General features: G+C 51.1%; 25 protein-coding genes and 1 other RNA gene. 11 read left to right on the top strand and 15 right to left on the bottom strand.

The window, feature by feature from the left end; all coding sequences use genetic code 11:
• Nucleotides 1–814 precede the first annotated feature (814 nt).
• The 6 genes from C162_RS33165 to C162_RS33140 all read right to left on the bottom strand — a co-directional run bounded on the left by C162_RS33165 (nt 815) and on the right by C162_RS33140 (nt 5,491).
• Nucleotides 815–1,558, bottom strand: a complete 744-nt coding sequence (locus C162_RS33165; protein ID WP_235218604.1) for a hypothetical protein — start codon at nt 1,556–1,558, stop codon at nt 815–817.
• Between the two features lie 43 nt (nt 1,559–1,601).
• Nucleotides 1,602–2,645, bottom strand: coding sequence for a M42 family metallopeptidase (locus tag C162_RS33160; RefSeq protein WP_036702228.1), 1,044 nt, complete (start codon nt 2,643–2,645; stop codon nt 1,602–1,604).
• 27 nt (nt 2,646–2,672) lie between these two features.
• Nucleotides 2,673–2,996 (bottom strand): LapA family protein, encoded by a 324-nt coding sequence (locus C162_RS33155; protein WP_051494120.1) that lies wholly within the window; start codon nt 2,994–2,996, stop codon nt 2,673–2,675.
• Nucleotides 2,997–3,080: 84 nt separating this feature from the next.
• A complete protein-coding gene (gene pepF, locus C162_RS33150; protein ID WP_036702374.1) occupies nt 3,081–4,871 on the bottom strand; it encodes an oligoendopeptidase F in 1,791 nt (596 codons plus the stop codon).
• Between the two features lie 209 nt (nt 4,872–5,080).
• Nucleotides 5,081–5,251, bottom strand: a complete 171-nt coding sequence (locus C162_RS36770; protein WP_036702227.1) for a hypothetical protein — start codon at nt 5,249–5,251, stop codon at nt 5,081–5,083.
• 6 nt (nt 5,252–5,257) lie between these two features.
• Nucleotides 5,258–5,491 carry a hypothetical protein gene (locus C162_RS33140; RefSeq protein WP_036702226.1) on the bottom strand — a complete coding sequence of 78 codons (234 nt, stop codon included), beginning with the start codon at nt 5,489–5,491 and terminating at the stop codon, nt 5,258–5,260.
• Between the two features lie 172 nt (nt 5,492–5,663).
• Here C162_RS33140 and C162_RS33135 point away from each other — a divergent pair, with 172 nt between their 5' ends.
• Entirely contained in the window at nt 5,664–5,861 is a 198-nt protein-coding gene (locus C162_RS33135; RefSeq protein ID WP_036702223.1) for a cold shock domain-containing protein, read from the top strand.
• A 301-nt stretch (nt 5,862–6,162) separates the two neighbouring features.
• On the opposite strand, the gene C162_RS33130 is transcribed toward C162_RS33135, so the two are convergent.
• Nucleotides 6,163–7,407 carry an MFS transporter gene (locus tag C162_RS33130; protein ID WP_051494119.1) on the bottom strand — a complete coding sequence of 415 codons (1,245 nt, stop codon included), beginning with the start codon at nt 7,405–7,407 and terminating at the stop codon, nt 6,163–6,165.
• Nucleotides 7,408–7,600: 193 nt separating this feature from the next.
• Here C162_RS33130 and C162_RS33125 point away from each other — a divergent pair, with 193 nt between their 5' ends.
• The 4 genes from C162_RS33125 (at nt 7,601) to C162_RS33110 (ending at nt 12,633) form a co-directional block, all read left to right on the top strand.
• Nucleotides 7,601–8,683 carry a tetraprenyl-beta-curcumene synthase family protein gene (locus C162_RS33125; RefSeq protein ID WP_036702370.1) on the top strand — a complete coding sequence of 361 codons (1,083 nt, stop codon included), beginning with the start codon at nt 7,601–7,603 and terminating at the stop codon, nt 8,681–8,683.
• A gap of 64 nt (nt 8,684–8,747) precedes the next feature.
• Nucleotides 8,748–9,719 carry a 6-phosphofructokinase gene (pfkA, locus tag C162_RS33120; RefSeq protein ID WP_036702222.1) on the top strand — a complete coding sequence of 324 codons (972 nt, stop codon included), beginning with the start codon at nt 8,748–8,750 and terminating at the stop codon, nt 9,717–9,719.
• A gap of 150 nt (nt 9,720–9,869) precedes the next feature.
• Nucleotides 9,870–12,356 (top strand): CoA-disulfide reductase, encoded by a 2,487-nt coding sequence (locus tag C162_RS33115; protein WP_036702220.1) that lies wholly within the window; start codon nt 9,870–9,872, stop codon nt 12,354–12,356.
• A 16-nt stretch (nt 12,357–12,372) separates the two neighbouring features.
• On the top strand, nt 12,373–12,633 hold the full coding sequence (locus C162_RS33110; protein ID WP_036702218.1) for a metal-sensitive transcriptional regulator: 261 nt from the start codon (nt 12,373–12,375) through the stop codon (nt 12,631–12,633).
• Between the two features lie 110 nt (nt 12,634–12,743).
• Here the strand turns inward: C162_RS33110 and C162_RS33105 are convergent, their stop codons facing one another.
• The 4 genes from C162_RS33105 to C162_RS33090 all read right to left on the bottom strand — a co-directional run bounded on the left by C162_RS33105 (nt 12,744) and on the right by C162_RS33090 (nt 16,882).
• On the bottom strand, nt 12,744–14,099 hold the full coding sequence (locus C162_RS33105) for an MATE family efflux transporter (protein WP_036702368.1): 1,356 nt from the start codon (nt 14,097–14,099) through the stop codon (nt 12,744–12,746).
• Between the two features lie 119 nt (nt 14,100–14,218).
• Complete coding sequence (locus tag C162_RS33100; RefSeq protein ID WP_036702216.1) at nt 14,219–15,448, bottom strand: putative glycoside hydrolase; 1,230 nt, start codon at nt 15,446–15,448, stop codon at nt 14,219–14,221.
• Between the two features lie 241 nt (nt 15,449–15,689).
• Nucleotides 15,690–15,878 (bottom strand): hypothetical protein, encoded by a 189-nt coding sequence (locus tag C162_RS33095; RefSeq protein WP_171718441.1) that lies wholly within the window; start codon nt 15,876–15,878, stop codon nt 15,690–15,692.
• A gap of 176 nt (nt 15,879–16,054) precedes the next feature.
• Nucleotides 16,055–16,882, bottom strand: a complete 828-nt coding sequence (locus C162_RS33090) for a YitT family protein (RefSeq protein WP_036702214.1) — start codon at nt 16,880–16,882, stop codon at nt 16,055–16,057.
• A gap of 327 nt (nt 16,883–17,209) precedes the next feature.
• Between C162_RS33090 and C162_RS33085 the strand changes: the two genes are divergently transcribed.
• Nucleotides 17,210–18,883 (top strand): DEAD/DEAH box helicase, encoded by a 1,674-nt coding sequence (locus tag C162_RS33085; protein ID WP_036702212.1) that lies wholly within the window; start codon nt 17,210–17,212, stop codon nt 18,881–18,883.
• Nucleotides 18,884–18,956: 73 nt separating this feature from the next.
• On the opposite strand, the gene C162_RS33080 is transcribed toward C162_RS33085, so the two are convergent.
• Nucleotides 18,957–19,052, bottom strand: a complete 96-nt coding sequence (locus C162_RS33080; protein ID WP_036702210.1) for a hypothetical protein — start codon at nt 19,050–19,052, stop codon at nt 18,957–18,959.
• A gap of 179 nt (nt 19,053–19,231) precedes the next feature.
• On the opposite strand from C162_RS33080, the gene C162_RS33075 reads away from it, so the two are divergent.
• The 3 genes from C162_RS33075 to C162_RS33070 all read left to right on the top strand — a co-directional run bounded on the left by C162_RS33075 (nt 19,232) and on the right by C162_RS33070 (nt 20,902).
• A complete protein-coding gene (locus C162_RS33075; RefSeq protein ID WP_036702208.1) occupies nt 19,232–20,068 on the top strand; it encodes a YesL family protein in 837 nt (278 codons plus the stop codon).
• 104 nt (nt 20,069–20,172) lie between these two features.
• Nucleotides 20,173–20,364, top strand: a non-coding RNA gene (gene ssrS, locus C162_RS35090) — 6S RNA.
• A 148-nt stretch (nt 20,365–20,512) separates the two neighbouring features.
• Nucleotides 20,513–20,902, top strand: coding sequence for a DUF1499 domain-containing protein (locus C162_RS33070; protein WP_036702206.1), 390 nt, complete (start codon nt 20,513–20,515; stop codon nt 20,900–20,902).
• A gap of 196 nt (nt 20,903–21,098) precedes the next feature.
• Here the strand turns inward: C162_RS33070 and tpx are convergent, their stop codons facing one another.
• On the bottom strand, nt 21,099–21,617 hold the full coding sequence (tpx, locus tag C162_RS33065) for a thiol peroxidase (RefSeq protein ID WP_036702204.1): 519 nt from the start codon (nt 21,615–21,617) through the stop codon (nt 21,099–21,101).
• 113 nt (nt 21,618–21,730) lie between these two features.
• Between tpx and C162_RS33060 the strand changes: the two genes are divergently transcribed.
• Complete coding sequence (locus C162_RS33060) at nt 21,731–22,357, top strand: rhomboid family intramembrane serine protease (RefSeq protein ID WP_036702202.1); 627 nt, start codon at nt 21,731–21,733, stop codon at nt 22,355–22,357.
• A gap of 14 nt (nt 22,358–22,371) precedes the next feature.
• Complete coding sequence (locus C162_RS33055) at nt 22,372–23,289, top strand: LysR family transcriptional regulator (protein ID WP_036702200.1); 918 nt, start codon at nt 22,372–22,374, stop codon at nt 23,287–23,289.
• A 35-nt stretch (nt 23,290–23,324) separates the two neighbouring features.
• Here C162_RS33055 and C162_RS33050 read toward each other — a convergent pair whose 3' ends face one another.
• Entirely contained in the window at nt 23,325–24,002 is a 678-nt protein-coding gene (locus tag C162_RS33050) for a zinc metallopeptidase (RefSeq protein ID WP_442792490.1), read from the bottom strand.
• A gap of 34 nt (nt 24,003–24,036) precedes the next feature.
• Complete coding sequence (locus C162_RS33045; RefSeq protein WP_036702199.1) at nt 24,037–24,468, bottom strand: MerR family transcriptional regulator; 432 nt, start codon at nt 24,466–24,468, stop codon at nt 24,037–24,039.
• Between the last annotated feature and the right edge of the window lie 351 nt (nt 24,469–24,819).

Here is a 24,819-nt window from a genome sequence, read left to right as displayed (position 1 = left end):
GCCGGAGCCGGCCCAGAATGAGATGCAGAGTCAGATGGGGAAGCGGAAATCCTGCCCAAAATGCAACATCTCAATCGTCAACAAAGCGCTAATCCGCTATTGTTGTACAAAAAGCAGCATCACCCGATTCTAGAGCGGATTAAAAGGATAATTGTTGTATTTCATGCAGGAATCCATGCTAATGTCCAAGAATTCATGCGACTGGGTTGCAATAGTTGCAACATTTCGGTCTGGTAGGACCAAATATACTCAACCCAAAAGGCAGCACCAGCTATCTAAATGAGCTGGTGCTGCCTTTTGGGTACTGTGAGTGTATATCTTAGTAGACAATCAGATTAAAATAAGTGATTTCATTCCATAAATGCGGTAAGGGGTGAAGCTGCGTTCTTAGCGAAAAAACAGGGATAAGTGTATTCTGTGCAACTAAAAACAGTGAAACGGGTGGACTTCCTCGTCTAATTGTAGTCTGTACAACTAAATTTGTCCGGATTGGTGAAAATCCAGAACTAGAGGTATTTTAATTGCACCAAATACAGCTAAACAGAGATTCGGCGGCACCTCCGGCGATTTAGTTGTACAAATTACAATTTAGCCTACCTCTTGCACCTTAATCGGGGCGAGGTAAACCCTCAGCAAGCCATTAGTTAAAGTAATTCTCACATGTTTAAATCTGATTAGCTACTAGTCCCCCTAGTTCTTTACGCCGCCTTGATTGAGAAAATTCGGCTGTGAAGCGAATAGGTGAGTGGCTGTCCCCGTCCAACTTTAGCGACTCACTCCAGCGGCTACTGCTGTAGAGCGTGACCTGCCATGGCTATTTGCCGCCTGCCACCGCAATCATCTGTACGACCGGCCGTGAATCGCCGGTCAGTACCGCCTCGTCTGCGTTCATCTGCGATGAGCCGTCTCCGTCGAGGAAGATTCCTTCACGTCCCTCGCCCGGGACGGTCTCCTGCACGGCGGCGCGGAATTCCGCCGCCGTGCAGAGCGAATTCGTGACGAGCAGCCAGAGCTTCCCGGACTGGTCATAGACCAGCCCGGAGCGCAGGCGCCGCTCACCCTCATAAGGCAAATGCTCTGCGGTCGCAGCCGCCTCCCACAGCTCTTCCTGCTGCAGGTTCATGCTGATCCCGCCCTGCGCCCAGTAATGCCCGCGATCGCTTACCGCCAGGTCATCGCCAGAGGCGGCGACCTGTACGCTGAGGGCTCCCGCAGCACCGTCCCAGACCAGCGTTCCACGCGCATACTTCGCGTTGAACCAGCCAGAACCGTAGCTGCGGGCTTCATCGTTCACGGGCTGGTCGTTCATGATGGCGATGGACAACAGGTCATCGCCGTAAAAGAAGCCGCCATTGATCCCATAGGCGGCAATCTGACGCAGCGGTAAGCCAGCGCGCCGTAGCACCACATCCTCCGGGTTCAGCGATAGCATATGCAGTTGAACCCCGCCCGGACCTGCAGCTTCCCGATAGGTGTAGTTATGCGGAAGGCCCGAGAAGACCTCGCGCTGACTTGTACCTGTAAGCGGGAACACAGCAAAGAGGAGCGCGCTTAGCATCAGCAGCGCTCCTATAGCCAGAATCCTTAACTGCGCCGCCCTATCAGTTCGCCCCAACATAAGCCGCCAGCAGCTTCGCCGTATTCAGCACAGCTTGCTTGTGGGTACGTTCCATGGAGTGGGAGGCGTGTACGCCCGGTCCAATCAGTGCGGCCCGGATGTTATTTCCGCCACGCAGCGCAGCAGAGGCATCGGAGCCGTATTGCGGATAGATATCGACCGCGAAGGGTATAGCCAGACCGTTCGCCAGCTCGATCATGCGGCTGGTCATGGCATAGTCATAAGGGCCGGAGGAGTCCTTGGCACAGATGGAGACATCGGTCTCCTTACAGCTTAGGTCATCGCCCATCGCGCCCATGTCCACAGCGATCATCTCATTGATCTCACCCGGAATCCAGGCAGCACCATGACCAACCTCTTCATAGTTGGAGATGAGCAGGGACAGGTTATGAAGCGGCTTCCAGCCTTCGCGCCGGATGCTCTCCAGCAGCCCGAATAAGGCAGCTACGCTGGCTTTGTCGTCCAAATGACGGGATTTGATATATCCGCTGGGGGTAAGCACCGCCCTTGCATCGAACGAAATAAAATCACCAACCGAAATCCCCAGCTTCAGCACATCATCCTTGGTGGAGACCAGCTCATCAATCCGGATCTCCATGTTCTCTTCCGCACGCTTGAAATCACGGGCATCAGCATATACATGCACAGATGGATGACTGGTCAGGATTGTACCGGTATAAGTTAAGCCGCTGCGGGTATGGATGATGCAATATTCATTCTCAATGCTGTTCATACTGAATCCGCCTACAGAGGTTAAACGGAGGGTACCATTAGACTTAATGGAGCGGACCATGGCACCGAGCGTATCCACATGGGCGCTGATGCCGATCGTGCGCGAAGGATCAAGTCCGGGTACACTCAGCATCGCGCCGCCTTTTTCATTCCAGGTAAGCGGAATACCCAGCGCTGCCGCTTCTTCGGCCACCAGAGCCATCACCTGGGCGGTGAAGCCGCTGGGGCTTGGGGTGTCGAGCAGTTTTTTGAGCAGATTCAGGATATATTCTTCATTGGGCTGGATGTTAAGCAAGGATAGTTCCTCCTATTCGTCTATGAATTACAGCTGGGATGATCCTTCTGGAGTAAAAGGGGCACTCTCAGCAGGGATAGGCTCCATATTAATACTTCCCGCGTCACGCAGCTTGGCAAGCTCGGCATTCAGGCTCTTGATCTGCTTCTGCAGCTTATACTGGCGGAAAATCCCGTACGAACCCACCACCACACCGCCAATCAGCGCACAGCCAAGGATGACGAGAATTAGCGGGATGCTGACCACGTCAAAGCCGAAATTCACCGGAACCGTATCGACATTCATTACTGCGAATACAGCTGTCAGCAGTGCAAAAAATAAACCTAATATAAGTGACCATTGAAATTTCATATATCTTCCTCCTCAGGATCTATGACAATACAAATCCCCTGCCCGCAGAGGGCAAGGGATTACTGTAATACTAAGCTTTCTGCCTCATTTGGTCAACTGCTCCATCTGCTCAATCACGCTCTCAAATACGCTCATGGCTTCACGGATCGGTTCAGGAGACGACATATCCACCCCGGCTTTGCTCAGGATATTGATGGAATAATCGCTGCCGCCGCTCTTCAGGAAGCCGAGGTAACGGTCAACCGCCGGTTTGCCTTCATCCAGGATCTGTTTGGCGAAGCTCGTCGCTGCCGAGAAGCCGGTAGCATATTTATAGACATAGAAGCTGTTATAGAAATGCGGAATCCGTGCCCACTCCATCTCAATATCCTGATCGATCACCATATCCTTGCCGTAATACTTTACATTCAGATCGTAGTAGATGGAAGAGAGATCCTGCGGTGTGAGCGATTCGCCTTCTTCGGCGCGCTGGTGAATGATTTTCTCAAATTCAGCGAACATCGTCTGCCGGAATACCGTCGTGCGGAACTGGTCGGCATAATAGGTAAGCAGGTACATTTTTTCCTTCGGGTCTGTGGATTTGTTCAGCAGGTAATCCATCAGCAGCGCCTCATTGGTAGTAGAAGCAACCTCCGCCAGGAAAATAGTGTACTGCGCGTCCCGGTATTTCAGCGCCGTGTCCGAATAGTAGGAATGCAGGGCGTGACCCATCTCATGCGCCAGTGTGAACATGCTGTTCAGATTATCGTTATGGTTCAGCAGCACGAAAGGATGGGTGCCGTAAGCCCCCCAGCTGTATGCGCCGGAGCGTTTGTTCTCGTTCTCGTAGACATCGATCCAGCCTTTGTCATAGCCTTCCTGCAGAACACTCAGGTAGTCCTCGCCAAGCGGCTTCAGGCCTTCCTTGGTAATCTTCTTAGCCTCGTCAAAAGTAATATCCAGCTTATATTCGTCCACGAGCGGAGCGAACAAGTCATACATATGTAGCTCATCTACCCCGAGCAGCTTCTGGCGCAGCTTCATATAACGGTGCATCAGCGGCAGACTCTCGTGAATCGTATCGATCAGATTCGTGTAGACTTCCTTCGGAATATTGTCGCCGTAGAGCGACATCTCCAGCACGGAAGGGTATTTGCGCGCACGGGAGTAAAAGACATTCTTATTCACATTTGCGCTCAGCGTGGCGGCAATAGTGTTCTTTTGCTTGCCGTAAGTTTCATAGACCGCTTTGAATGCGTTTTTGCGTACCTCACGGTCTGGGCTTTCGAGAAATTGAATATAGCTTCCGTGGGTTAGCTCGACTTCCTTGCCTTCTTTGTTCTTAACCTTCGGGAACTTCAGATCCGCATTATTCAGCATGCTGAATACAGTTTGCGGGGCTTGGGCGATCGTGCTAACCTGAGCCAGCAGGGCTTCTTCCGCTTTGGACAGGACATGGGCCTTCTCGCGCTTCATTTCAGTCAAGGTGAAGGTGTAGTCGGAGAGCGAAGGGTCGGCGATGAACTGGTTCAGCGTCGCGTCAGGCAGGGCCAGAATCTCAGGTGTGACAAAAGAAAGAGCTTCACCCGCTTCAACGCCAAGCTTCTTGGCCTTAGAGGAGAGAGCCTGGTACTTCGGAGCTGCTGTATCCTCATCCTGGCGCATATGTGCATAGACATAGAGGCGTTCAGTCAGCAAGGACAGCTTATCGTCCAGCTCGAAGCATTTCTTCAAGGCATCGGGAGAATCCAGCTTCCCTTGGAAGGCGGCAGCGCTTGTGATCAGTGCCTTCACTTCCTTATATTCGGCATCCCATTGCTCCTCTGAAGCAAACATATCTTCAAGCTTCCAGCGGTTCTCGGCGGGCACTTCACTTCTCTTAGGTAATTGTTCCATAGAAATCCTCCTCGGTAGTTGGGATGCGGCTGGGCTGCTCTCCGCCTGCGGGAGCGCTGACGACAGATTTCCTTGCAGCAGGCTGAGCGCAAGCAGGAGCGGGAGTGATTTGGCGGTAACGGACATGACGGCAGCCTCCTGATTCTCAAAGTCTGCTTAGTATGCCCTGCCAATTCATGTTTATTAAATAAGTGTGCTTACAGATGAAGTTATGTGAGCAGGCTATAAATAATGAAGACAAAAGCCAGCGCAATCATAATGACTGCGGTCAATGCCATCCCGCGCTTCATGTGCGGGGGCATTTTGTCCTTGCTCATAATCAGTACAGCACCCAGACACAGGACGACAATGACATAAGTGACAAGACTCTCATTATTCATGCCGGACTACACCTGTTTGAAGGCTGCGATGATATTCTTGTACTCTTCTTCATTATCCTTGTAAGACTCTTTGTTGAAGCGGTTGTTCACCCACTGCATCATAGCCGGACGGCTCATGAAGGTATGTGTTTCTTCCCCCCATTGGTCGGAGATTTCACGAAGGATAATATAACGTCCCTGAACCTCCACCGTCATCATGTTCCACTTGTCTGTTTTGTATATTTCATGTTTTTTGATCATTATCATTACCACCCTGGCGATTTTTGGCTTTTGGGTCAATGATAACGCACCGAAGAAGGGAAAAGCAAATTAAATCATGAAATCAGGGAAAAGATGGATTGCTTTACAAGTATAGAAAGAGTATAATGTAAGCATACGCCATATATGGCGGTATTTTTAGGAGGTTGTTCATTTGAAAGGTACAGTAAAATGGTTTAACGCAGAAAAAGGTTATGGTTTCCTTCAAGTTGAAGGCGGCGAAGATGTATTCGTTCATTTCTCATCGATTCAAGGCGACGGATTCAAGACTTTGGATGAAGGCCAAGCGGTAGAATTCGATGTTACTGACGGTAACCGTGGCCCACAGGCAGCGAACGTAGTTAAATTATAAAATACGGCCAAGACAGAGCTTCTGTCAGCCGCAATATATATATTTGATCTAGCACGCACTGGCATGAGTAATATCAGGCAGCTTGAGCAGCACAGTTCCTTCGGGGGCTGTGTTTTTTTAGTTTAGAAAATTATAGTTTCCTGCTACTGAGGTGTGTGTAAATGGGCTGGTACAGCGGCACACGGCCCGAATGTATGTCAAAAACAGCATACATTGTGTTCGTGTGAAGGTAATCTTGTTCATCCGATCCGTTAGGGTGATTTTGTTCTTTTTTTAGAACCCTCCCCCCGCCCATAATCACTCAGAGCGGGGTCTTACTTTTGTTTCTTAGAGGACGGTCTGCGCCGCCCCCGAGGTCCAACAGATGCTTGGACAGGAAGCCGATGAAGGCCAGAATCGAGAAGCCGGTAGCGACCAGATAGAAGATATTCCGGCCGGCGTCCTGGTAGATCAGCCCGCCGAAGGTACCGCTAAGCAGACCTGCGCCGCTGGACCATACAACGGTGAAGAGTGCCATTCCGGTTGCCCGCAGATGATCAGGGATGATCCGTGTGATGTAGCGGACGGCGGTTACATAATAGATGCCGAACGAAATACTGTGCATGGCCTGAATGGCAACCACGGTACCCGGCTCCTGGGCCAGCGACATGAACAGAAAGCGCAGCGTGAACATCAGGCTGGCAAAGGCGAGCAGCGGCAGCTCCTTGAACTTGTCGCCATATCTGCTGAGGAGGAAGAAGATGGGGATCTCACTGAGCGCGGAAGCCAGCAGCGCCCAGCCCACGATCTCATCTCCTGCATTCATGCCCTTGAGGCTGATCGTCAGGAAGGCCTCGTTCATCCGGTAGCCGATGGCAAGCAGGAAGACAGAGCCGAAGAACCACAGCACTTCCTTTTGCAGCAGAATCTCCCGGAGTCCGGAGCCCTTCAGCGGTTTGTCCATAGACTCCTTGTCTACAGAGAGTGGTGCCGCTTCGGTTCGCTTCACATCCTTCAGCCCAATCGTAATCAGAAGCGCAGTTACGACAATCACAATACAAATCGCTACGCTGTACTGAGGTCCCAGTGTTCTGAGTACATAGCCGATTGTAAGGGCGAAGAAGGAGTATCCGAGCGAACCGAATACACGGATGGTGATGAAATTCCGTCCGTGGCGCTGGGCAATTTTGATAGCCATCGTATCTGCCAGTGGAAAAACAGGGTAATAGAAGAAATAGAAAAAGGACAAAATAAGCATGACACTAGAAAAATCGGTGGCTCTGGCCAGAATAATGGCGGTAATCAGCTGGCCTCCAAGCAGGAGGGCCATAATCTTACGGACGGTACCCAGCCGGTCGCTTATCATACTCCAAAACAGATTAGAGAGAATCGAGATTAGCGGGCCTACGGAGTAGAGCAGACCCATTTGCGGACTGCTGAAGCCCAGGTGGGCATAAAATAACGGGAAATAAGAAACAACCAGCACACTGGTGCCGTACAGCGTAAACATAAAGGATCGCAGCCAGTTTTGATCACTGTATTGGCCGCCGCTCCGCCTCGCATTCATGATTGTGCACTCCTTTGGAATATAGAAAAGTATAGTATAGCATAAAGCGGAGAGGCCGGGGGTTTCGTAAAATATCGATTTTCTGAATCTTTCAAGAGTTTGCGAAAGTGATTTTGTTGTTTGTACAAATCCGCTCTGCATATTATAATAATCATGATTTGGATAAGGAGACAACAATGTGGAGGCACTGTCATTGAATGAATTTGAGCAAGGCCGTAACCGTAGTCCGCGCGGTCCTATTGGACTCATGAAGAGGGTCTATAAGTACGTGCTGCCGGAAGTGCGATCATGTCTCGATTTCTGGCGCAAGGATGCAGAAGGAATTCCCGATCCCGAGCTCCGCAAGCAAGCGCTTGCCAGCATTGAAACGAAGCAGTTTCATTGCGAAGGCGGCGGAATCTATGCCGCCGGCAATTTGTCGATGAGACATATACTGATTCCGCTAATTGTTGCTTATCAGACGATCAGTGATTATTTGGACAACCTGTGTGACCGCAGTACTTCGCTGGACCCGGCTGATTTCCGGCTGCTGCATAAGTCCATGCTGGATGCTGTTACCCCCGGCGCAGAGCCTGTGAACTACTACGCGCTGCGGACGGAACAGAATGACGGAGGATACCTGCACAGACTGGTCCGCAAATGCCAGGAGATGACCTCCCGGCTACCCGGGTACGGCGCTGCTGCTGAAGAGGTCTATAATCTGGCTGTATTGTATACCGATCTTCAGGTATATAAGCACATTCACCCGGAGCTCCGGGAAGCTGCCCTCAAGGAATGGTGGGAGAAGGAGGGGCACCGGGCGCCTCATCTCCAGTGGAATGAATTCGCGGCCGCAACCGGTTCAACTCTGGGCGTATTTATGCTTTTTCTGGCGTCCTGTGATCCTAAGCTAAGTACAGTGGCATCATCATCCATTCGTGCTGCTTATTTTCCGCATGTGTGCGGTCTGCATATCATGCTGGATTATCTGATTGACCAGGATGAAGACCGGGCCGGCGGTGATCTCAATTTCTGCAATTATTATGAGAATACGGATATGATGCTGAACCGGATCGCTTCCATTGTGGAGTGGGCCCGCAAGGATGTCCGGAGTCTTCCCGAGAACTCCATGCACCGTATGATCATCGAAGGACTGCTGGCACTGTATTTATCCGATCCCAAGGTTAGTGAGCAGCGGGAGGTCCGCTCGGTATCTCGGAGGCTGATGAAGAATAGTCCGCTGACCAGACTCTTCTTCTTCGTCAACAGCCGCTGGATACGCAAACACATGTATTAGATGCTGCTGGGTCTTCTTCGGGTAAGGGGAGAAACCGGCACAAATTTAAGGAGGAACTAACAGAATGTCAAACGTAAAAAAAATCGCAGTATTAACCAGCGGTGGAGACTCCCAGGGGATGAACGCCGCAGTGCGTGCGGTTGTCCGCAGCGCGATCTACTTTGGAATTGAGGTATTCGGCATTCAGCGCGGGTATCAGGGCCTCTTGAACCGTGACATTTTCCCGATGGATCTGCGCAGTGTCGGAGATATCATCCAGCGCGGAGGTACCGTTCTGCAGTCTGCACGTTGTCTGGAATTCATGAAGCCGGAAGGCCAGCAGAAGGGTGCTGACATTCTGAATGAGCTCGGCATCGACGGTCTGGTTGTTATCGGCGGAGACGGCTCTTATCATGGCGCCAACAAGCTCAGCAAGCTGGGAATCAAGACGATGGCTCTTCCGGGAACCATTGATAATGATATCTCTTTCACGGATTACACGATTGGATTCGATACGGCCGTAGGCGTGGTCGTGGATGCGATCAATAAACTGCGCGACACCATGTCTTCCCATGAACGTTCATCCATCGTGGAGGTTATGGGCCGTCACTGCGGGGACATCGCCCTGCATGCGGGTCTTGCTTCCGGGGCGGAGACGATTCTGGTGCCGGAAATGCCTTATGATCTGAATGAGGTAGCAGACCGGATGAAGGATAATTTCGCACGCGGCAAACGTCACAGTATTGTCATTGTGGCTGAAGGCGTCGGCAAGGGTGAGGATGTTGCTCAGGCGCTCAAAGACCGCCATGCTTCCCTGGATGCCCGTGTTACGGTTCTGGGACATATTCAGCGCGGGGGTACTCCAACTCCGGGAGACCGTAACCTTGCCAGCCGTCTGGCTGATTTCGCGGTCCGCAAGCTGATTGAAGGCGAATCAGACAAGGCATGCGGGATTATTAAAGGGGAACTGGTTCTTACTGATATCGACAAGGTAGTGAACACGAAGAAAGATTTCAATATCGAGCTGTATGAATTGGCTTCCCGTCTATCCCAGTAACAACTCCAAGAATTCATCCAATCTCCATTTCTTAGCGGAGCAGTCATCCTTCCATTACCGGAAGAGACTGCTCCGTTTTTTGGCTTGACTATATACCCCCACCCGTATATTATAATACCCATAGGGGTATACAAATGGGAGGGAAATAATATGAGCAGAACTATAGTCATTATCGGCGGAGTTGCCGGAGGGGCATCCGCTGCAGCACGCTTAAGAAGACTGAACGAAGAAGACAACATTATAATTTTAGAGCGGGGAGAGCATGTTTCTTTTGCCAACTGCGGCTTGCCTTATTATATTGGAGAGACTATTGATTCAAGAGATAAGCTGTTCCTGCAGACACCGGCTGGTATACAGGCGCGCTTTAATATCGATGTGAGAATCTTCACCGAGGCAACGGCGATTGACCGTGAACGCAAGCAGGTACATTGCCGCAATGTTACAACAGGTGAAACGCTGCACATTCCATATGATATTGTAGTGCTCTCTCCGGGGGCGAAGCCTATCGTTCCGCCGTTTCCCGGAATCGCTGAGGCGGATAACCTGTTTACACTAAGGAATATTCCGGATACAGACCGTATCAAGGCATATGTGGACAGCCGTCACCCCCGGCATGCCACTGTAATTGGAGCAGGTTTTATCGGTCTTGAAATGGCTGAGAATCTCCGGGAACGGGGGCTTGCCGTAACCGTAATTGACCGGGGACAGCAGATTCTGAACCCGCTTGACCTGGAGATGGTTCGTCCGCTGGAGGAGCATATGCGTCTGCATGGGGTAGAGCTGCGGCTGAATGAGGGCGTAGAGGCTTTTGAACAACAAGGCCGTCTGGTTCGTCTCTCCTCAGGCGGGGAGCTTAGCACGGATATGGTTATTCTGGCGATTGGGGTCAGTCCTGAGAATGACCTGGCACGAAGCTGTGGACTTGAGCTGGGCATCCGCGGGGCGGTTAAGGTGAATGCTTCACTGCAGACGAGTGATCCGGCTATCTATGCTGTTGGAGATGTCATTGAAGTGAAGGACCGTGTTCAGGGGTTCGATACCATGGTGTCCCTTGCCTGGGGTGCCAACCGTCAGGGGCGTTTGGCCGCTGATCATATCAATGGCCGGGAAGCCTCGTATACAGGAGCATTAGGTACTGCGATTATCAAGCTCTTCGATATGACTGCTGCGCTGACCGGAAATAATGAGAAGACGCTTAGTTCACTGGGCGTTCCCTTTGAAGCTGTGCATATCCATCCGAATTCCCACGCCGGCTACTACCCCGGTGCTGCACCGATAGCGCTCAAGCTGCTGTTCAACCCGCAGACCGGAGAGATATATGGAGCGCAGGCGGTCGGCAGTGCCGGTGTCGATAAAAGAATAGATGTCATTGCCACCGCTATCCGCAGCAAGCTTAAGGCTGATGAGCTGGCGGATCTGGAGCTGGCGTATGCGCCGCCGTATTCCTCAGCCAAAGATCCGGTCAATATGGCGGGCTATGTGGCCTCCAATCTGATGGAAGGACTCGTCCGCAATCTACAATGGCATGAAGTGGATGAATTCACCCGCACTGGCGGCCTTATCATTGATGTCAGAGACGAAATAGAGCGGGTAGCCGGTTATATCCCCGGTTCTATCAATATTCCACTGGCTGAGCTGAGAGAACGGCTTACAGAGATTCCGGGGGATCAGGAGATCGCCGTATCCTGTCAGGTAGGGCTGCGCGGCTACATTGCTGCCCGGATGTTAACCCAATATGGATTTGCAGTACGAAACGTTGACGGAGGCTACAAAACATATGCGGCCATGGTAAGGGGGAATCAGACTGGCAATCCGGGAAAGCCAGAGGTGCCAGCCTTGAAGTTGAAGGAACAGCCCCAAGCAAGTATAGTCCGCGAGCAGGAACAACTTAGCAGTAAACCGCGTCTTGTGCTGGATGCTTGCGGACTACAGTGCCCAGGACCTATACTTAAAGTATATGAAACCGTGAATGCAATGGAGGAAGGCCAGCAGGTAGAGATTCTTGCTACAGATTTTGGATTCGCTGCTGATATAGGGCAGTGGTGCAGCAAGACTCACAACACTCTGGAATCGGTGGATGTCTCCGGCGGCAAGGTGAGGGCACTGGTACGCAAAGGACAAGACCTGTCGGACAGCACCGGCGTTCAGGCCGCGCAGACAGCGGTCGACGAAGGGACAACGATGGTTGTATTCAGCGGCGATCTGGACAAATCCATTGCCTCGTTCATTATTGCTATAGGTGCCGCATCGATGGGCAAGCAGGTCACCATGTTCTTTACCTTCTGGGGGCTGAATGTTCTTCGGCGCGCGCAGTCTCCGCAGGTGAAGAAGTCGGGTCTTGAGACCATGTTTGGCATGATGATGCCTAAGGGGACACGCAAGCTTCCTTTATCCAGAATGAATATGGGCGGGCTCGGTGCCAAAATGATCCGGTATACGATGCGCCACAAAAATGTAGATTCCCTGGAACAGCTTATGCAGGCGGCTATGAATGCCGGGGTGAAGCTAATGGCCTGTACGATGAGTATGGACATCATGGGGATTAAGCAGGAAGAACTGATCGAAGGTGTAGACTTCGGCGGTGTTGCCAGCTATCTTGGAGCTGCCGAGGACTCCGGCGTGAATTTATTCATCTAGAGGGGGCTGATTGACAGTGGAATATGATAAAGCTATTACCAACCGGTTGAAGCGTATCGAAGGTCAGGTAAGAGGAGTGCTGGGGATGCTGGAGGAAGGCAAGGATTGCCGTGAGATTGTCAATCAACTGACTGCGATCCGGACAGCCGTAGACCGCTCTATTGGTGCAGTAATCGGAGACAATCTGGAGCACTGTATCCAGGAAGAGCTGGCGAAGGGGAATTCTCCTGAACACGTGATTAAGGAAGCGGTAGATCTGCTTGTAAAAAGCCGGTGATGAAGAACAGCCACAGACGAAGGGGATCTCCCGAATGTCTGTGGCTGTTTTTATTCAAATATAAGAATTGAAGTATACATTCAAGCTGTAGCTGCACTTTGCGGGGGGATTTATGCCTTCTCCGGGGCGAATCTGCGCTGCACCCTGACGAGCCGGGCCAGCAGCAGAATTGCGCCGATTCCAAGGCCGGTAATGAGTCCAATCCAGTAGCCGTAGGCCCCAAGCTCAGTATAAGTGGCGAGCAGGTATCCGACGGGCAGGCCGATCACCCAATAAGCAATGAAGCAGATGACGAACGCTGGATTAACATCCTTATATCCCCGCAGCACGCCTTGGGTGGGGGTTGCGATGGCATCGGAGATCTGGAAGAAGATCGCGTAGATCAGGAAATGCTGGATCAGCGAGATAACCTCTTGGTCATCCGAATACAGTCCGGCGACATGATTCCCGGCGAAGATCAGCACCAGTGCTGTGAGCAGGGAGAGGACAGCCGCCGTACCAATGCCCATAATGCCATACTGGCGCGCGTCCTTCAACCGGCCGGAGCCGTTCTCGAAGCCGACGAGAATCGTCAGACTCATACAGATGCTCAGCGGAATCATATAGAGGGTGGAGGCGAAGTTAATGGCGGCCTGATGGGCAGCGATTGTAATCGTATCGAAGCGGCTCATCAGCAGAGTTACAGCCGAGAACACCGCCGTCTCGAAAAAGATCGAAAAGCCGATAGGCACACCAATCTTCAGCAGCTCCTTGAGGCTTACCAGGGACAGCGCGTGAAATTTACGGAAAATCTGCAGGTTACGGAAAGGCTCGGCCCGGTAGACGAAGATTAGGGCAATCAGAAAGATGACCCAGTACGTGATTGCAGAGGCTACGCCTGCGCCTACTCCGCCAAGGCGGGGGAAGCCAAAGTTGCCGAAGATCAGCAGATAGTTAAGCCCCACATTGATCGGCAAGGCAATCAGGGTGATGAACATGGAGACGCGGGTCTGACCCAGGGCATCAATACAGCTACGGACAACGGTATAGCCGAACAGCGGGATAACGCCGAAGGAGATGGCACCGAGGAAGCGGAAGGCAATATCGCGTACCGCAGGCTCCAGATTCATGAAATTCAGGATCGGTGTTAGAGCGAGGCTGCCAAGAATCAGCACGAGCACCGATACGATCAGGGAGAGCCAAATGCCCTGCATCACCTGGTTGGCCACATCCTTGTCCCGCTTGCTGCCGAGGAGATGAGACACAATGGGTGTGATCCCCATAAGAATACCGCTGAGGCCTGTCTGGATCGGAATCCACAGGCTTGTGCCGATGGCTACGCCAGCCAGATCATTCGTGCCGAATTTGCCGGACATATTGGTGTCGAAGAAGGTAATGGCCGACAATGCAATCTGAGTAATCAGAATCGGAAGCAATATATGCAGGAATTGCCCGGCCTTTTGCTTAATGGAAGAAGTCTGTTTCATAATCATCAATGCCCCGTTATCTTTATTTTGAATACTTATATTCCCAGTAAAAAGCCCGGCAGCTGCCGGGCTCTCTAATATAGTGCGGCTATGGATACATCCGGATAATTGCAGAAAGCTTATTGGTCGTACTTCACATCGGCAGTATAGCGGTTGTTGGCATTCCAGAGCAGGAATTCGTCGATATTCTGATCCTTCAAGGCACGAATCTGATCTTCAACCTGCTTCTTGCCGTATTTGACATAATGCCCGCTGCCCAGCCAGCTGGCGGTGAAATCCTGAATCCATGGGCGGATCACCGGTTTGTAGCTGCCTAGCGGATTCAGCTTCTTGTGCGTATCAACCATTGAGCCCTTAATGGTAGCATAAGGGTCTTTGTCCGGGTCCTTCACATCGAACCAGCCGGTGGAATAATGGCTCGGATAGACCATCGGGCTGATAACATCGACATTCTTGGAGATCTTCACGAAATCCTGGCCGATGCCTTCTGCGGCAGGTACCGAGGCGGCATAACCGAAGATATCTACAGAGATCCGAACTCCCAACGGTGCCAGCTCAGCTTTGGCATACTTGACAAAGTCGGCGATGATTTCCACGCGCGGTCTGTCGCTCTTCGTGTATTTCAGAGTGTCCGCACGCTTCTCGAAGCCTTCAGGGAAGCGTACATAGTCAAACTGGATTTCCTTGAACCCGAGCTTAACGGCCTCCTTGGCAATATCTACGTTATACTTCCACACATTTTCGTTATAAGGATTGACGAAGCTGTCTCCGCCTTTGTTGGCCCAGACAGAGCCGTCTTTGTTAACGAATGATAATTCCTTGTTCTTTTTGGCGAGCACTGAATCCTTGAAGACTACAATCCGCGCAATCGGGTAGACATTATGCTCCTTCAGGCGGGTCATCAGCTTGTTGATATCCCCTATGAACGGCTGGGGATGTCCCATTTGCTGAAGCTCAGCATTGTCTGTCTTGTAGGTGATATATCCGGCATCATCCTTAATATCGATAACCATAGAGTTCAGCTCAGTCTTGTCCAACAGGGCAAGCAGAGTCTCCATCCGTGCGCCCCCGGCGCTGTAGGCAGTCACGTATATCCCCTTAACCTTGGGAGCATCCGGCTGCGGATCAGCAATACGTGCTGTCTCCGGCGATGCGCTTGGTGAAGGTGCAGGAGAGGCAGTGCCGCCTCCGTTCGGTGATGCTGCTGCGTCAGGATTCGTTGTGTGTTCTGCGACGATGGGGGGATTCATGGCGCCCTGCAGTACTGCTGCCACATCGGCTTCATGTCCTTGATTCGGGACACCCACGCCTCCCAGTGCCATCATCAGTAAAGCCCAGGTGATATTCATTTCTTATTCGCTCCCTTTATGTACATTCCTTATAAAGTATAAGGTAACGGATGCACCCAAAAAGAACAGACTTGTAACAATACCCGTAATTTTTTGATGTCATCTTTCAGCTCTTGTTGTTTATAAACGGGATGTACAGATTTTGAACCGCTGAATATAAAAGTAAATGCCGCCCCGGACTGGCACGAAGGCCAATGACCAGGGCGGCAACTATTACAACTTGCTCTTTAGGGCAGCTTGCTTAATGAAGATACGCAGAATTCTGATGCTCGCAAATGCTGTAATGGATGATATCCATGGCATCTGCCGGTTCCAGAATACTCAGACCGTCACGCAGTACGATTACAGAATTGAGTTCGTCCTGCTTCAGGAACGGTATCATATCCGGATACCACCTCATGACGATTGCTGACAGTTTTACCGTTTCCATTTCCACAACAATCACCCTTTCCTTTTTCGAATCGAACTGAATCAGAATTCAGGGTCCACCCGGAAAAACGAAGTGCCTGGAAAAAAGAGGGTAAATCACAATCTTCATGAAATTGTTAAGGTCCTGCGTAGCTATAATATAACATAAATTTGAAAGGATAAGCATTTTCTTATAAATTACCGTTTGCGGAAAGAGCCCATCACACCGACAGTCTCAACAATATTAACAAAAGCCTGCGGGTCGCTTGTTTTGATAATACGCTTCAGCTCTGCAAGCTCATACCGTGTGGTCACTGTCATTAGCATGTCCCGTTCTACATGAGAATAAGCACCTTCTGTCTTGAATTTTGTAACTCCGCGCTGAAGGCCCAGCAATTGCTGCAGCAGCTCGTCAGTCCGGTTGGTGATGATGTATACGGTGACTTTGATGTGACTGATATGAATTAGGTCGACTACCTTGCCAGTGACGTAAATGGAGACCATGGATGCAAGCGCCAGATTCCAGTTGTCGTCAAAATAAGCCGCAGCAAGAATGACGAGACCATTGAGGCCAACAAGCACACTGCCTACCGGGAAATCCCGGTACCGTGTTATAATGGAGCCCAGAATATCGAAGCCGCCCGAGGAGCCTCCTACGCGGAAGGATACACCAGCCCCGACACCTACAAGCACCCCTCCGAATACAGAGGCGAGCAGCATATCCGAGGATACCTGAACGACAGGCACGACTGTCATTAACCAGGTTGTTGCCCCTACAGAGACAATGCTCAGAATGATAAATCTCCGGCCCAGCTGGAACCATCCGGCAGCAAGCAGCGGGATATTGAAGAGTAAATACAGTAAGCTGATGTTAAAAGGAGTGAAATAACCGGCCAGCATCGCTAGGCCGGATACGCCTCCGCTGAGCAGTCTGTGGGGGATCAGGAACAGATTAAAGCCGCTCGCGATCATCGCTGACCCGAAGAGAACGGCAAGAAAGCTCCCGAATAATCTTAGTTTAACCAAGCAAATTCACCTCTGAATGTAGTGTGAGTGTCATGTAAGTAATGAAAGTAAGGAATACACTGGTATTCCTGATCGGGTTTGTGATATAATGTATAGGATATTCTTGAGTAGGACGTTACAATGGTATTTTTGCATTGCTTTAGAATGCGAAGCTGCAATTGTCAGGTGTAAGTAGTGGCCTGATCATAGGACATTTTTTTGTCCCAATACGCGCTAAACCATGCAGGAAATACGGCATGATTGGACAGCCTATAAATGTGTTTACCGCTACTTAAGAATACAGACAAGCATGTGGAATGTCCACTGTATAGAAGGAGCATGAATAATTTGAAAACATTCGCAGAATTCGGCTTGGAGCCAAAAGTACTTCAAGCAATCACAGAGCTAGGATTTGAGGAAGCAACACCCATCCAGGAGCAGGCTATTCCGCTTGCAATGGCCGGATCGGATCTAATTGGCCAGGCACAGACGGGTACAGGTAAGACCGCAGCCTTCGGGATTCCCCTCATCTCCAAGATCGCAAGAGAAGAAGAGAAGATTCTGGCACTGATAATGACGCCAACACGTGAACTTGCCATCCAGGTCGCTGAAGAAATCGGTAAGTTGACCCGCTTCAAAGGACTTCGTTCACTGGCTATCTACGGCGGGCAGGATATCGGCCGCCAGATCCGCGGACTGAAGAGAAAACCACAGATTATCATTGGTACACCGGGACGCCTCCTGGACCATATCAACCGCAAGACCATCCGCCTGGATGATGTTCAGACGATCGTACTGGATGAAGCCGATGAAATGCTCGATATGGGCTTCATGGAGGATATCCAGACCATCCTCAAGCTCGTTCCTGAAGAACGTCAGACCATGCTCTTCTCGGCTACTATGCCTCCTAACATTCAACGCCTTGCCCAGCAGTTCCTGAAGAACCCGCAGCATGTATCCGTAATTCCTAAGCAGATTAGCGCACCGCTTATCGACCAGGCTTATGTTGAAGTGCCTGAACGCCAGAAATTCGAAGCGCTTAGCCGCTTGATTGACATGGAATCGCCAGATCTGGCAATTGTATTCGGCCGCACCAAGCGCCGGGTAGACGAGCTTGCTGAAGGCTTGCAGAAACGCGGCTATTCCGCTGACGGCCTGCATGGCGACTTGTCGCAGAACCAGCGCGATGCTGTAATGCGCAAATTCCGTGACGGCAGCATTGATGTATTGGTTGCTACAGACGTAGCTGCACGCGGCCTGGACGTATCCGGCGTAACGCATGTAATCAACTTCGACCTTCCGCAGGACCCTGAGAGCTATGTACACCGTATCGGCCGTACAGGCCGCGCCGGTAAAGAAGGAACTGCCTGGTCCTTCGTAACTCCGCGCGAAATGGATCACCTGCACCTGATCGAACGCGTGACCCGTCACCGCATTACCCGCAAACCGCTTCCTACAATGGCTGAGGCTATTGAAGGCAAACAACGCATTACAGCAGAACGTTTGCTTGCAATGGTTGAGGATGGCGGCGAACTGAACGAATACAAAGGAATTGCCATTCAATTGCTGGAGCAATACGATTCTGTACAGCTGCTGTCCGCAGCAATGAAGCTTCTTACCGGCGATAACAAGGATGCGCAAATTGAGTTGACTCCGGAAGATCCGATTCGTGCCAAACGTCGCGGCGGCAAAAACGATATCCGCAGCGGACGCAAGCCTAACGGCGGCGGCTATGGCGGTAACCGTACAGGTTCCGGTTCTAGCTCCGGTGGCGGCTATCGCGGCAACCGGGACAATGCAAGCGGCGGCGGCTATCGCGGAAATCGTGACAACGCCAGCAGCGGCGGAAGCACCCGTGGCGGCTACAGCAGCGGCTATGGCGGCAACAGCGGAAGCGGCAGCAGCTACGGCGGCGGCTACAAAGGCAACCGTGATGGAGCGAGCCGTAACACAGACGCAAGACCATCCTCGCGTCCGAGCAGCACAAGCACCCGCCCGGCCAAGCAGGATTTTGACGCTTAAGTCGTAACAGCACACCTTGAAGAAGACGAGCAACCGTTACCGGTTCCCGTCTTCTTTTTTACTGTGGACTCGCTTAGATGAAGGTACGGCTAATGATGACCAGCAGGATGAAGAGTACGAGAATCGTTCCAGTGGAAGTCCAGGGATTGCAGCAGCCAGGTGCGGACATGAGGTCAACCTCCTTTGAGCATGGGGGATTTGTTGTGGTTACAATGTAATATATGGACGTATTACAGAGCTTGCTTAGACACATACCTAGAACTTGTAAACTTGGGCGCTGGAAAAGTCCTGTACAAACAGGTATAGTTAAGATACGCAGTACGCACAAGATAGACAGGAGGAAGGGAATTGGAGTTTAAAGGAGCAATGGGCGGTATATACCGCATCACGGAATGGATCTCACGCATCGCCTTCAGCAATATTTTATGGGCATTGTGTTCGATACCGTTCCTGTTCGCAGGAATTATGAAGATCCTCATGCTGGGTTCAGAAGCAGGCGGGCCGAATGAGCAGATTATGCTGAACTGGGTACTTGGTGTATTCGCGCCATTCACTGTATTTCCGGCGACGTCGGCGTTATTTACAGTGGTGCGCAAATGGGTAATGGGCAATACTGATGTAAGTACATTCCGCACTTTTTTTCAGGGGTACAAAGAGAATTATCTGAAAAGCATGCTGGGAGGGCTTATCTACACCCTGCTGTTTGTCGTGATGTACGTTGATGTGACCGTATACATGACGCAAATGCCGAATTTCAAGATCGTCGGTATCCTGATGCTGGTGCTGATGATTATTTTGTTCGTATCGATGTTTAACTTCTTCTCCATCGTGGTTCACTACCAGATGACGTTCAAGGAAGTGGTAACCAATTCGATTCTGCTCACGATCGCCCGGCCGATCCGTGTGTTCTCGACGTTGATTGGTTCTGGCGTTCTTCTCTATATAGGTCTGCGGTATCCGGTTCTCTACGTGATTTGTATTCCTACACTGATTGCTATGCTCGCCTTCTTTAATTTCTTCGCTACATACAATAAGCTGCAACTGCAAGTGGAGAAGAAGAAGCTGGCTGAAGAGCAGGCCGCGCTGGAAGCGGCAGAGAATGAAGGTCTTGCGTCCGACGACGAGGATGATGACGATGAAGACGACAGAGACAAGAATACCGGTAAGGATTTCAAGCGGACTTAACATTCCATTGATCATCCGGGCAGTAATGTCAACGGTAAATGATCCCGGTGTTAAATAAAGCGCATACAGGTTTACTTTTTCGTCAAAAGGCAATATAATGATTATAAATCCTGCGATGTACGTTATGGTTGCTCGTTGTTTTGAACCAATGATAATGTCTTGGGAGATCTACATGAAGCGCGGCTGAACAGCCCTGTCTATATGACCTGGGGAATTCAAAAACGACTTCTGCGGTCACCCACCTGCTCTAGCAGGTTCAGAAGACACTGCAGCCGGACGGCATAGGCGGGTTTTCTAATGCAATTGACAAGGCACCCTGTTACCTGCTTTCTGCGGGTAGAGGGTGCTTTTTTCAAGGTTAAAGTGAGCAATGCCCTTTTGTTCCGCGGACAAGAGTGTTACACTTAGAGTAATGAACTTGGGATTTGAAGAGGGGGAAGAATTTTGTCGTTGAAAAGAACCTTGGTCGGTTTATTTCGCAGTCATGACGGAACAAGCGACCGTGCCAAAGATCCGACACTTAAAACGCGTTATTACAATCTTTCAAGAGACAAGGCGTGGGATGAAGTATCCGCAACGCTGAAGAAAATTCCTGGATATAAGGTCTTGCATGAAGTACAATCTGTAGGGGAGATTACCCTAGAGAAAAGAACGGCGTTAGGCCGCTCGCTGGATATTACCGTATCTGTGCTAAGCACCACGCCCGTACGCTGTGCCGTAGATATATATTCAGCATCCAGAGGGTCGCTTGGAGATCTGGGTGCCAATTACCGTGTCATTCAACGTTTGTATCAGTCTCTGGATAAGAAGCTAGGCAAATATAAGGTAGATTAAGGACAAGTATCCAGGCATGTATTGCCGGGATTGTATGCGGTTTCCGGGGGGCGGGACAGCCTGCTCGTGGCGCGAATATCCTTATTGATCATCATACGCAAAAAGCGGAGAAGGATGACCTTCTGCCGCTTTTTTTCAAAAATGAACATTTATAGCTTCGAATGCTGTAAAACATATCAGTGCTGTCCGTTCCAGCTTACAGCAGAGCTTTAACTGCGGAAACTGCCGCTTCGTAGTCCGGATGCTCAGCCATTTCACCGAGATACTCGACATAAGCCAAAGTGCCTTGCTTGTCCACAACGAAGATGGAGCGCATGTCGAGGCGGAATTCCTTGATCAGGACGCCGTAGGCTTGTCCAAAGGAAGTCTCCTTGTGGTCGGACAGGGTGATTACACTGTCGATGCCTGCGGCGCCGCACCAGCGGGCCTGGGCAAAAGGAAGGTCAGTGCTGATGGTGAGGATGACTACATCATCGCCAAGACCGGCAGCCTCGCTGTTGAAGCGGCGGGTCTGCGCATCGCACACACCGGTATCCAGGGAAGGTACAACGCTGATCAGCTTGATTTTGCCAGCGTAATCTGTGAGAGTAACATCTTCCAGAAGATTCTTGCTAACCGTGAATTGCGGCGCGGGATCTCCGGCTTTCAGCTGCGGGCCTACCAGAGTGATGGGGTTGCCCTTAAATGTGGCTACGCCTGTTCTTTCTTGCGTCATGTCCTTGTTTCCTCCTTGAATTACATTATTGGCATGTACCTGCCAGAATAAATTATAATCTTTTTAGAAGCTGGATGTCGAGCTTGGACAACATACATAAAAGGATGGGTGTCATGATTTTTATAAGATATGAGAAGTGGAGAAGTTATCTCCGGTATTATCCGGTGACCTGTGCGCTGATTCTGGCCAACGTGGTTATGTTCATCGTGCTGTCCCTGAATGGCGGCTCTACCAACCTGTACACGCTTGTAAAGTATGGGGCTACAGTCAATGTGGGTCCTGAGAAGGATGAGCTGTGGCGCTACGCCGCGGCGATGTTCCTGCATAACGGCTTCGCCCATTTGTTCTTCAACAGCTTCTCGCTGCTTGTGTTCGCCCCGCCGCTGGAGCGGTTAATGGGCTGGTGGCGGTATGCGCTGTTGTATCTGGGCGGCGGCTTCATTGCTAATCTGCTTGGGGTTGTTGTTAGCAGCCGCGGGACTGTGGAGATTGGGATTGTCTCTGTAGGGGCCTCGGGAGCGATCTACGCCGTCTATGGCGCGTTCCTCTATATTGCATTGTTCCAAAGGGCAATGATGGATGAGGGCTCGCGCAAGACGCTTTACGGACTTCTGATGATGGGGATTATCACGTCCTTTGCTGCTCCAAATATCAACTATATGGCTCATATCGGCGGCTTGATCGCCGGATTCTTCATTTATGGGCTAATCATCCGTGTATTCAAACGAAACCGGCGATAAGGAAGGGTGTAATCGTGGAGCTTAGACAGCTGCAGTATTTTCTGAAGGTTGCCCAGAAGGAACATGTTACCAGAGCGGCGGAGGAGCTGCATGTCGCACAATCTGCGGTGAGCCGCCAGATTCATCAGCTGGAGCAGGAGCTGGGGGTGGATCTGTTCATGCAGAAGGGGAGAAACCTGCAGCTTACGCCTGTCGGACAGCTCTTTTGCAAAAGAGTGGAGTCGGTGCTGAATGAACTCGACCGGTCGGTGGCGGAGGTGCATGAATTCCTTGACCCGGAGCGCGGCGAGATTCGCATCGGCTTCCCGCACAGTCTCGGAACACATCTGATTCCTTCAATTGTGGCGGAGTTCCGCAGTCATTATCCCCATGTGAAATTCCGCTTCAAGCAGGGGGCCTATCCTTCCTTAATCAAGGATGTTATCTCTGGAGAGGTGGATCTGGCATTCATCTCGCCGTTCCCCGAGAATGTGGGGCATGTGGCCGGAGATGTCGTCATGACCGAGGAATTGTTCGCCATTCTGCCGCAGAATCATCCGCTTGCCAGCGAAAAAGTGATCCGGCTGGAGCAGCTGCGGGAAGAGAAGTTCGTATTATTCAGCCAAGGCTACTCGCTGCGGCCGATTGTGTGGCAGGCCTGCCTTGCGGCAGGGTTTAAGCCGCAGATTGCTTTTGAGGGCGGGGAGACCGATACGATCCGCGGTCTTGTAGCCGCCGGGATGGGGGTAAGTCTGCTGCCGGAGATGGCGCTCTACCAGACCAACCCGATGCAGCCTGCGCAGGTCCGGGTGGTGGAGCCTACGATTACCAGAACCGTGGGGCTGATTCACCGGGCAGAAGGTAAGCTCCCGCTGGTCGCCCAGTCCTTCCGTAACTTCCTGCTTACCTATTTCAAAGACAGACACACAGACAATACCCCGGTCGGCTCATAGCCTACCGGGGTATTGTCTGTCTAGTCATATAGATCTTAATCGCGGTTGCCGAGGAACATCAGGATCAAGCGGATCAGTTCGATCAGGGATACCAGCGCTGCTGCAACATAGGTGAGCGCTGCGGCATTCAGGACCTTGGCTACGCCGCGCTCTTCATCGTTGCGGATGAAGCCCTGCTGTAACATAATCGTGCGCGCACGGCTGCTGGCGTTGAATTCGACAGGCAGTGTGACCAGCTGGAAAGCTACTGCGGCGGAGAAGAAGATAATACCTAGACCAATAAGATTGAATGAGCTGAAGATGAAGCCCGCCAGCAGCATGAAGGGGGCGACCCCGGAGGCAAAGTTCACGACCGGGAACATCCGGTGGCGAAGCGCCAGCATTGGATAATGCTCCTTGTGCTGAATCGCATGGCCAATCTCGTGACAAGCGACGGAGACCGCTGCGATGGAGCTTTCATAATATACAGGCTCCGACAGCCGCACAACGCGGTTAATCGGGTCGTAGTGGTCTGTAAGGGTTCCCTGAACCGGTTCAATGGGAACATCGTAGAGTCCATTGGCATCCAGCATACGCCGGGCAGCTTCGTAACCCGTTAAGCCGTTCATGTTAGGCACCTTGGCCCATTTCTTGAAATTGCCCTTGACCCTGAACTGGGCCCATACAGAAAAGATAAACGCGACAGCTAACAATAGATACATTAGTGGCATCATAGGTGCTCATTCCTCCATTATAAATTACAAGCTGTTACATTGGCGGCCCCTGGGTCAGCAGAAGCCGGATCGCTTCCATACAGGCGACGCCCTGAGGAATCAGTGCGGCCAGTGCACGGTTGGCCTGGCCAGGCTTCAAACCGCTTATCACGGGCTCCAGGGCCTTGACTTCCCGTTCAAGCTGTTGCATCTGAAGCTCAAGCTGGACCAGCTTGCCGGAGACCTCGGCCTCGGGTGTGGCTGCATTCCACTTGCCCATCAGGGATTTGATTTCTTCCAATGTATATTTCTCTTGCTTAAGCTGATTAATACGTTGCAGAATGACTAAGGTTTCATGACTGTAGAGCCGGTAATTCTTCATGCTCCTGGATTCAGGTGTAATCAGTCCAAGCTTCGTATAATAATCAATGGTACGTTCACTGATACCGGCCGCCTTGGCCAGCTCTCCGATCCGGTAAAGGGTCATATCTCCAAGTTATCTCACCTCACTATTTCCTGCGTAAAATAATCATATCAAATTGGAAACCGTACAGTCAAACGTGACGCTTACTTTAAAGTATATGCTGACTTTTCATAAAGATGCTCGGGAGGCAATAGAACCAGAGTGTTCCTTAGGGGGATGAAGTTATGCTTAACATGACATGAAGTGTTATATATTGAGTGGATAAGTCAACGGTAAATCATCAGGGTTACAGTAGGCTGAGAGTTGTAGGGGGAGTAATCTAGGATAAAAAAAGGCATGTTTACTAATGGACGTTAATAAAAATGCAGTATGAAGGTAAGGGGGGAACTCTATTGACTGTATGCGTTTGCATAA

Origin of the sequence: Paenibacillus sp. FSL R7-269 (genome assembly GCF_000517865.1) — a bacterium.
In the GTDB taxonomy this organism is placed as follows: Bacteria; Bacillota; Bacilli; order Paenibacillales; family Paenibacillaceae; genus Paenibacillus_AQ.
This window is presented reverse-complemented; position numbering and strand designations above follow the sequence as displayed.

What these genes read in the sequence shown, in the direction of transcription:
- C162_RS33165 (WP_235218604.1), bottom strand. Translation starts at nt 1,558, where the DNA reads ATGCTAAGCGCGCTCCTCTTTGCTGTGTTCCCGCTTACAGGTACAAGT.
- C162_RS33155 (WP_051494120.1), bottom strand. Translation starts at nt 2,996, where the DNA reads ATGAAATTTCAATGGTCACTTATATTAGGTTTATTTTTTGCACTGCTG.
- pepF (WP_036702374.1), bottom strand. Translation starts at nt 4,871, where the DNA reads ATGGAACAATTACCTAAGAGAAGTGAAGTGCCCGCCGAGAACCGCTGG.
- C162_RS36770 (WP_036702227.1), bottom strand. Translation starts at nt 5,251, where the DNA reads ATGAATAATGAGAGTCTTGTCACTTATGTCATTGTCGTCCTGTGTCTG.
- C162_RS33140 (WP_036702226.1), bottom strand. Translation starts at nt 5,491, where the DNA reads ATGATCAAAAAACATGAAATATACAAAACAGACAAGTGGAACATGATG.
- C162_RS33130 (WP_051494119.1), bottom strand. Translation starts at nt 7,407, where the DNA reads ATGAATGCGAGGCGGAGCGGCGGCCAATACAGTGATCAAAACTGGCTG.
- pfkA (WP_036702222.1), top strand. Translation starts at nt 8,748, where the DNA reads ATGTCAAACGTAAAAAAAATCGCAGTATTAACCAGCGGTGGAGACTCC.
- C162_RS33115 (WP_036702220.1), top strand. Translation starts at nt 9,870, where the DNA reads ATGAGCAGAACTATAGTCATTATCGGCGGAGTTGCCGGAGGGGCATCC.
- C162_RS33105 (WP_036702368.1), bottom strand. Translation starts at nt 14,099, where the DNA reads ATGAAACAGACTTCTTCCATTAAGCAAAAGGCCGGGCAATTCCTGCAT.
- C162_RS33100 (WP_036702216.1), bottom strand. Translation starts at nt 15,448, where the DNA reads ATGAATATCACCTGGGCTTTACTGATGATGGCACTGGGAGGCGTGGGT.
- C162_RS33095 (WP_171718441.1), bottom strand. Translation starts at nt 15,878, where the DNA reads ATGGAAACGGTAAAACTGTCAGCAATCGTCATGAGGTGGTATCCGGAT.
- C162_RS33080 (WP_036702210.1), bottom strand. Translation starts at nt 19,052, where the DNA reads ATGTCCGCACCTGGCTGCTGCAATCCCTGGACTTCCACTGGAACGATT.
- tpx (WP_036702204.1), bottom strand. Translation starts at nt 21,617, where the DNA reads ATGACGCAAGAAAGAACAGGCGTAGCCACATTTAAGGGCAACCCCATC.
- C162_RS33060 (WP_036702202.1), top strand. Translation starts at nt 21,731, where the DNA reads ATGATTTTTATAAGATATGAGAAGTGGAGAAGTTATCTCCGGTATTAT.
- C162_RS33050 (WP_442792490.1), bottom strand. Translation starts at nt 24,002, where the DNA reads ATGATGCCACTAATGTATCTATTGTTAGCTGTCGCGTTTATCTTTTCT.
- C162_RS33045 (WP_036702199.1), bottom strand. Translation starts at nt 24,468, where the DNA reads ATGACCCTTTACCGGATCGGAGAGCTGGCCAAGGCGGCCGGTATCAGT.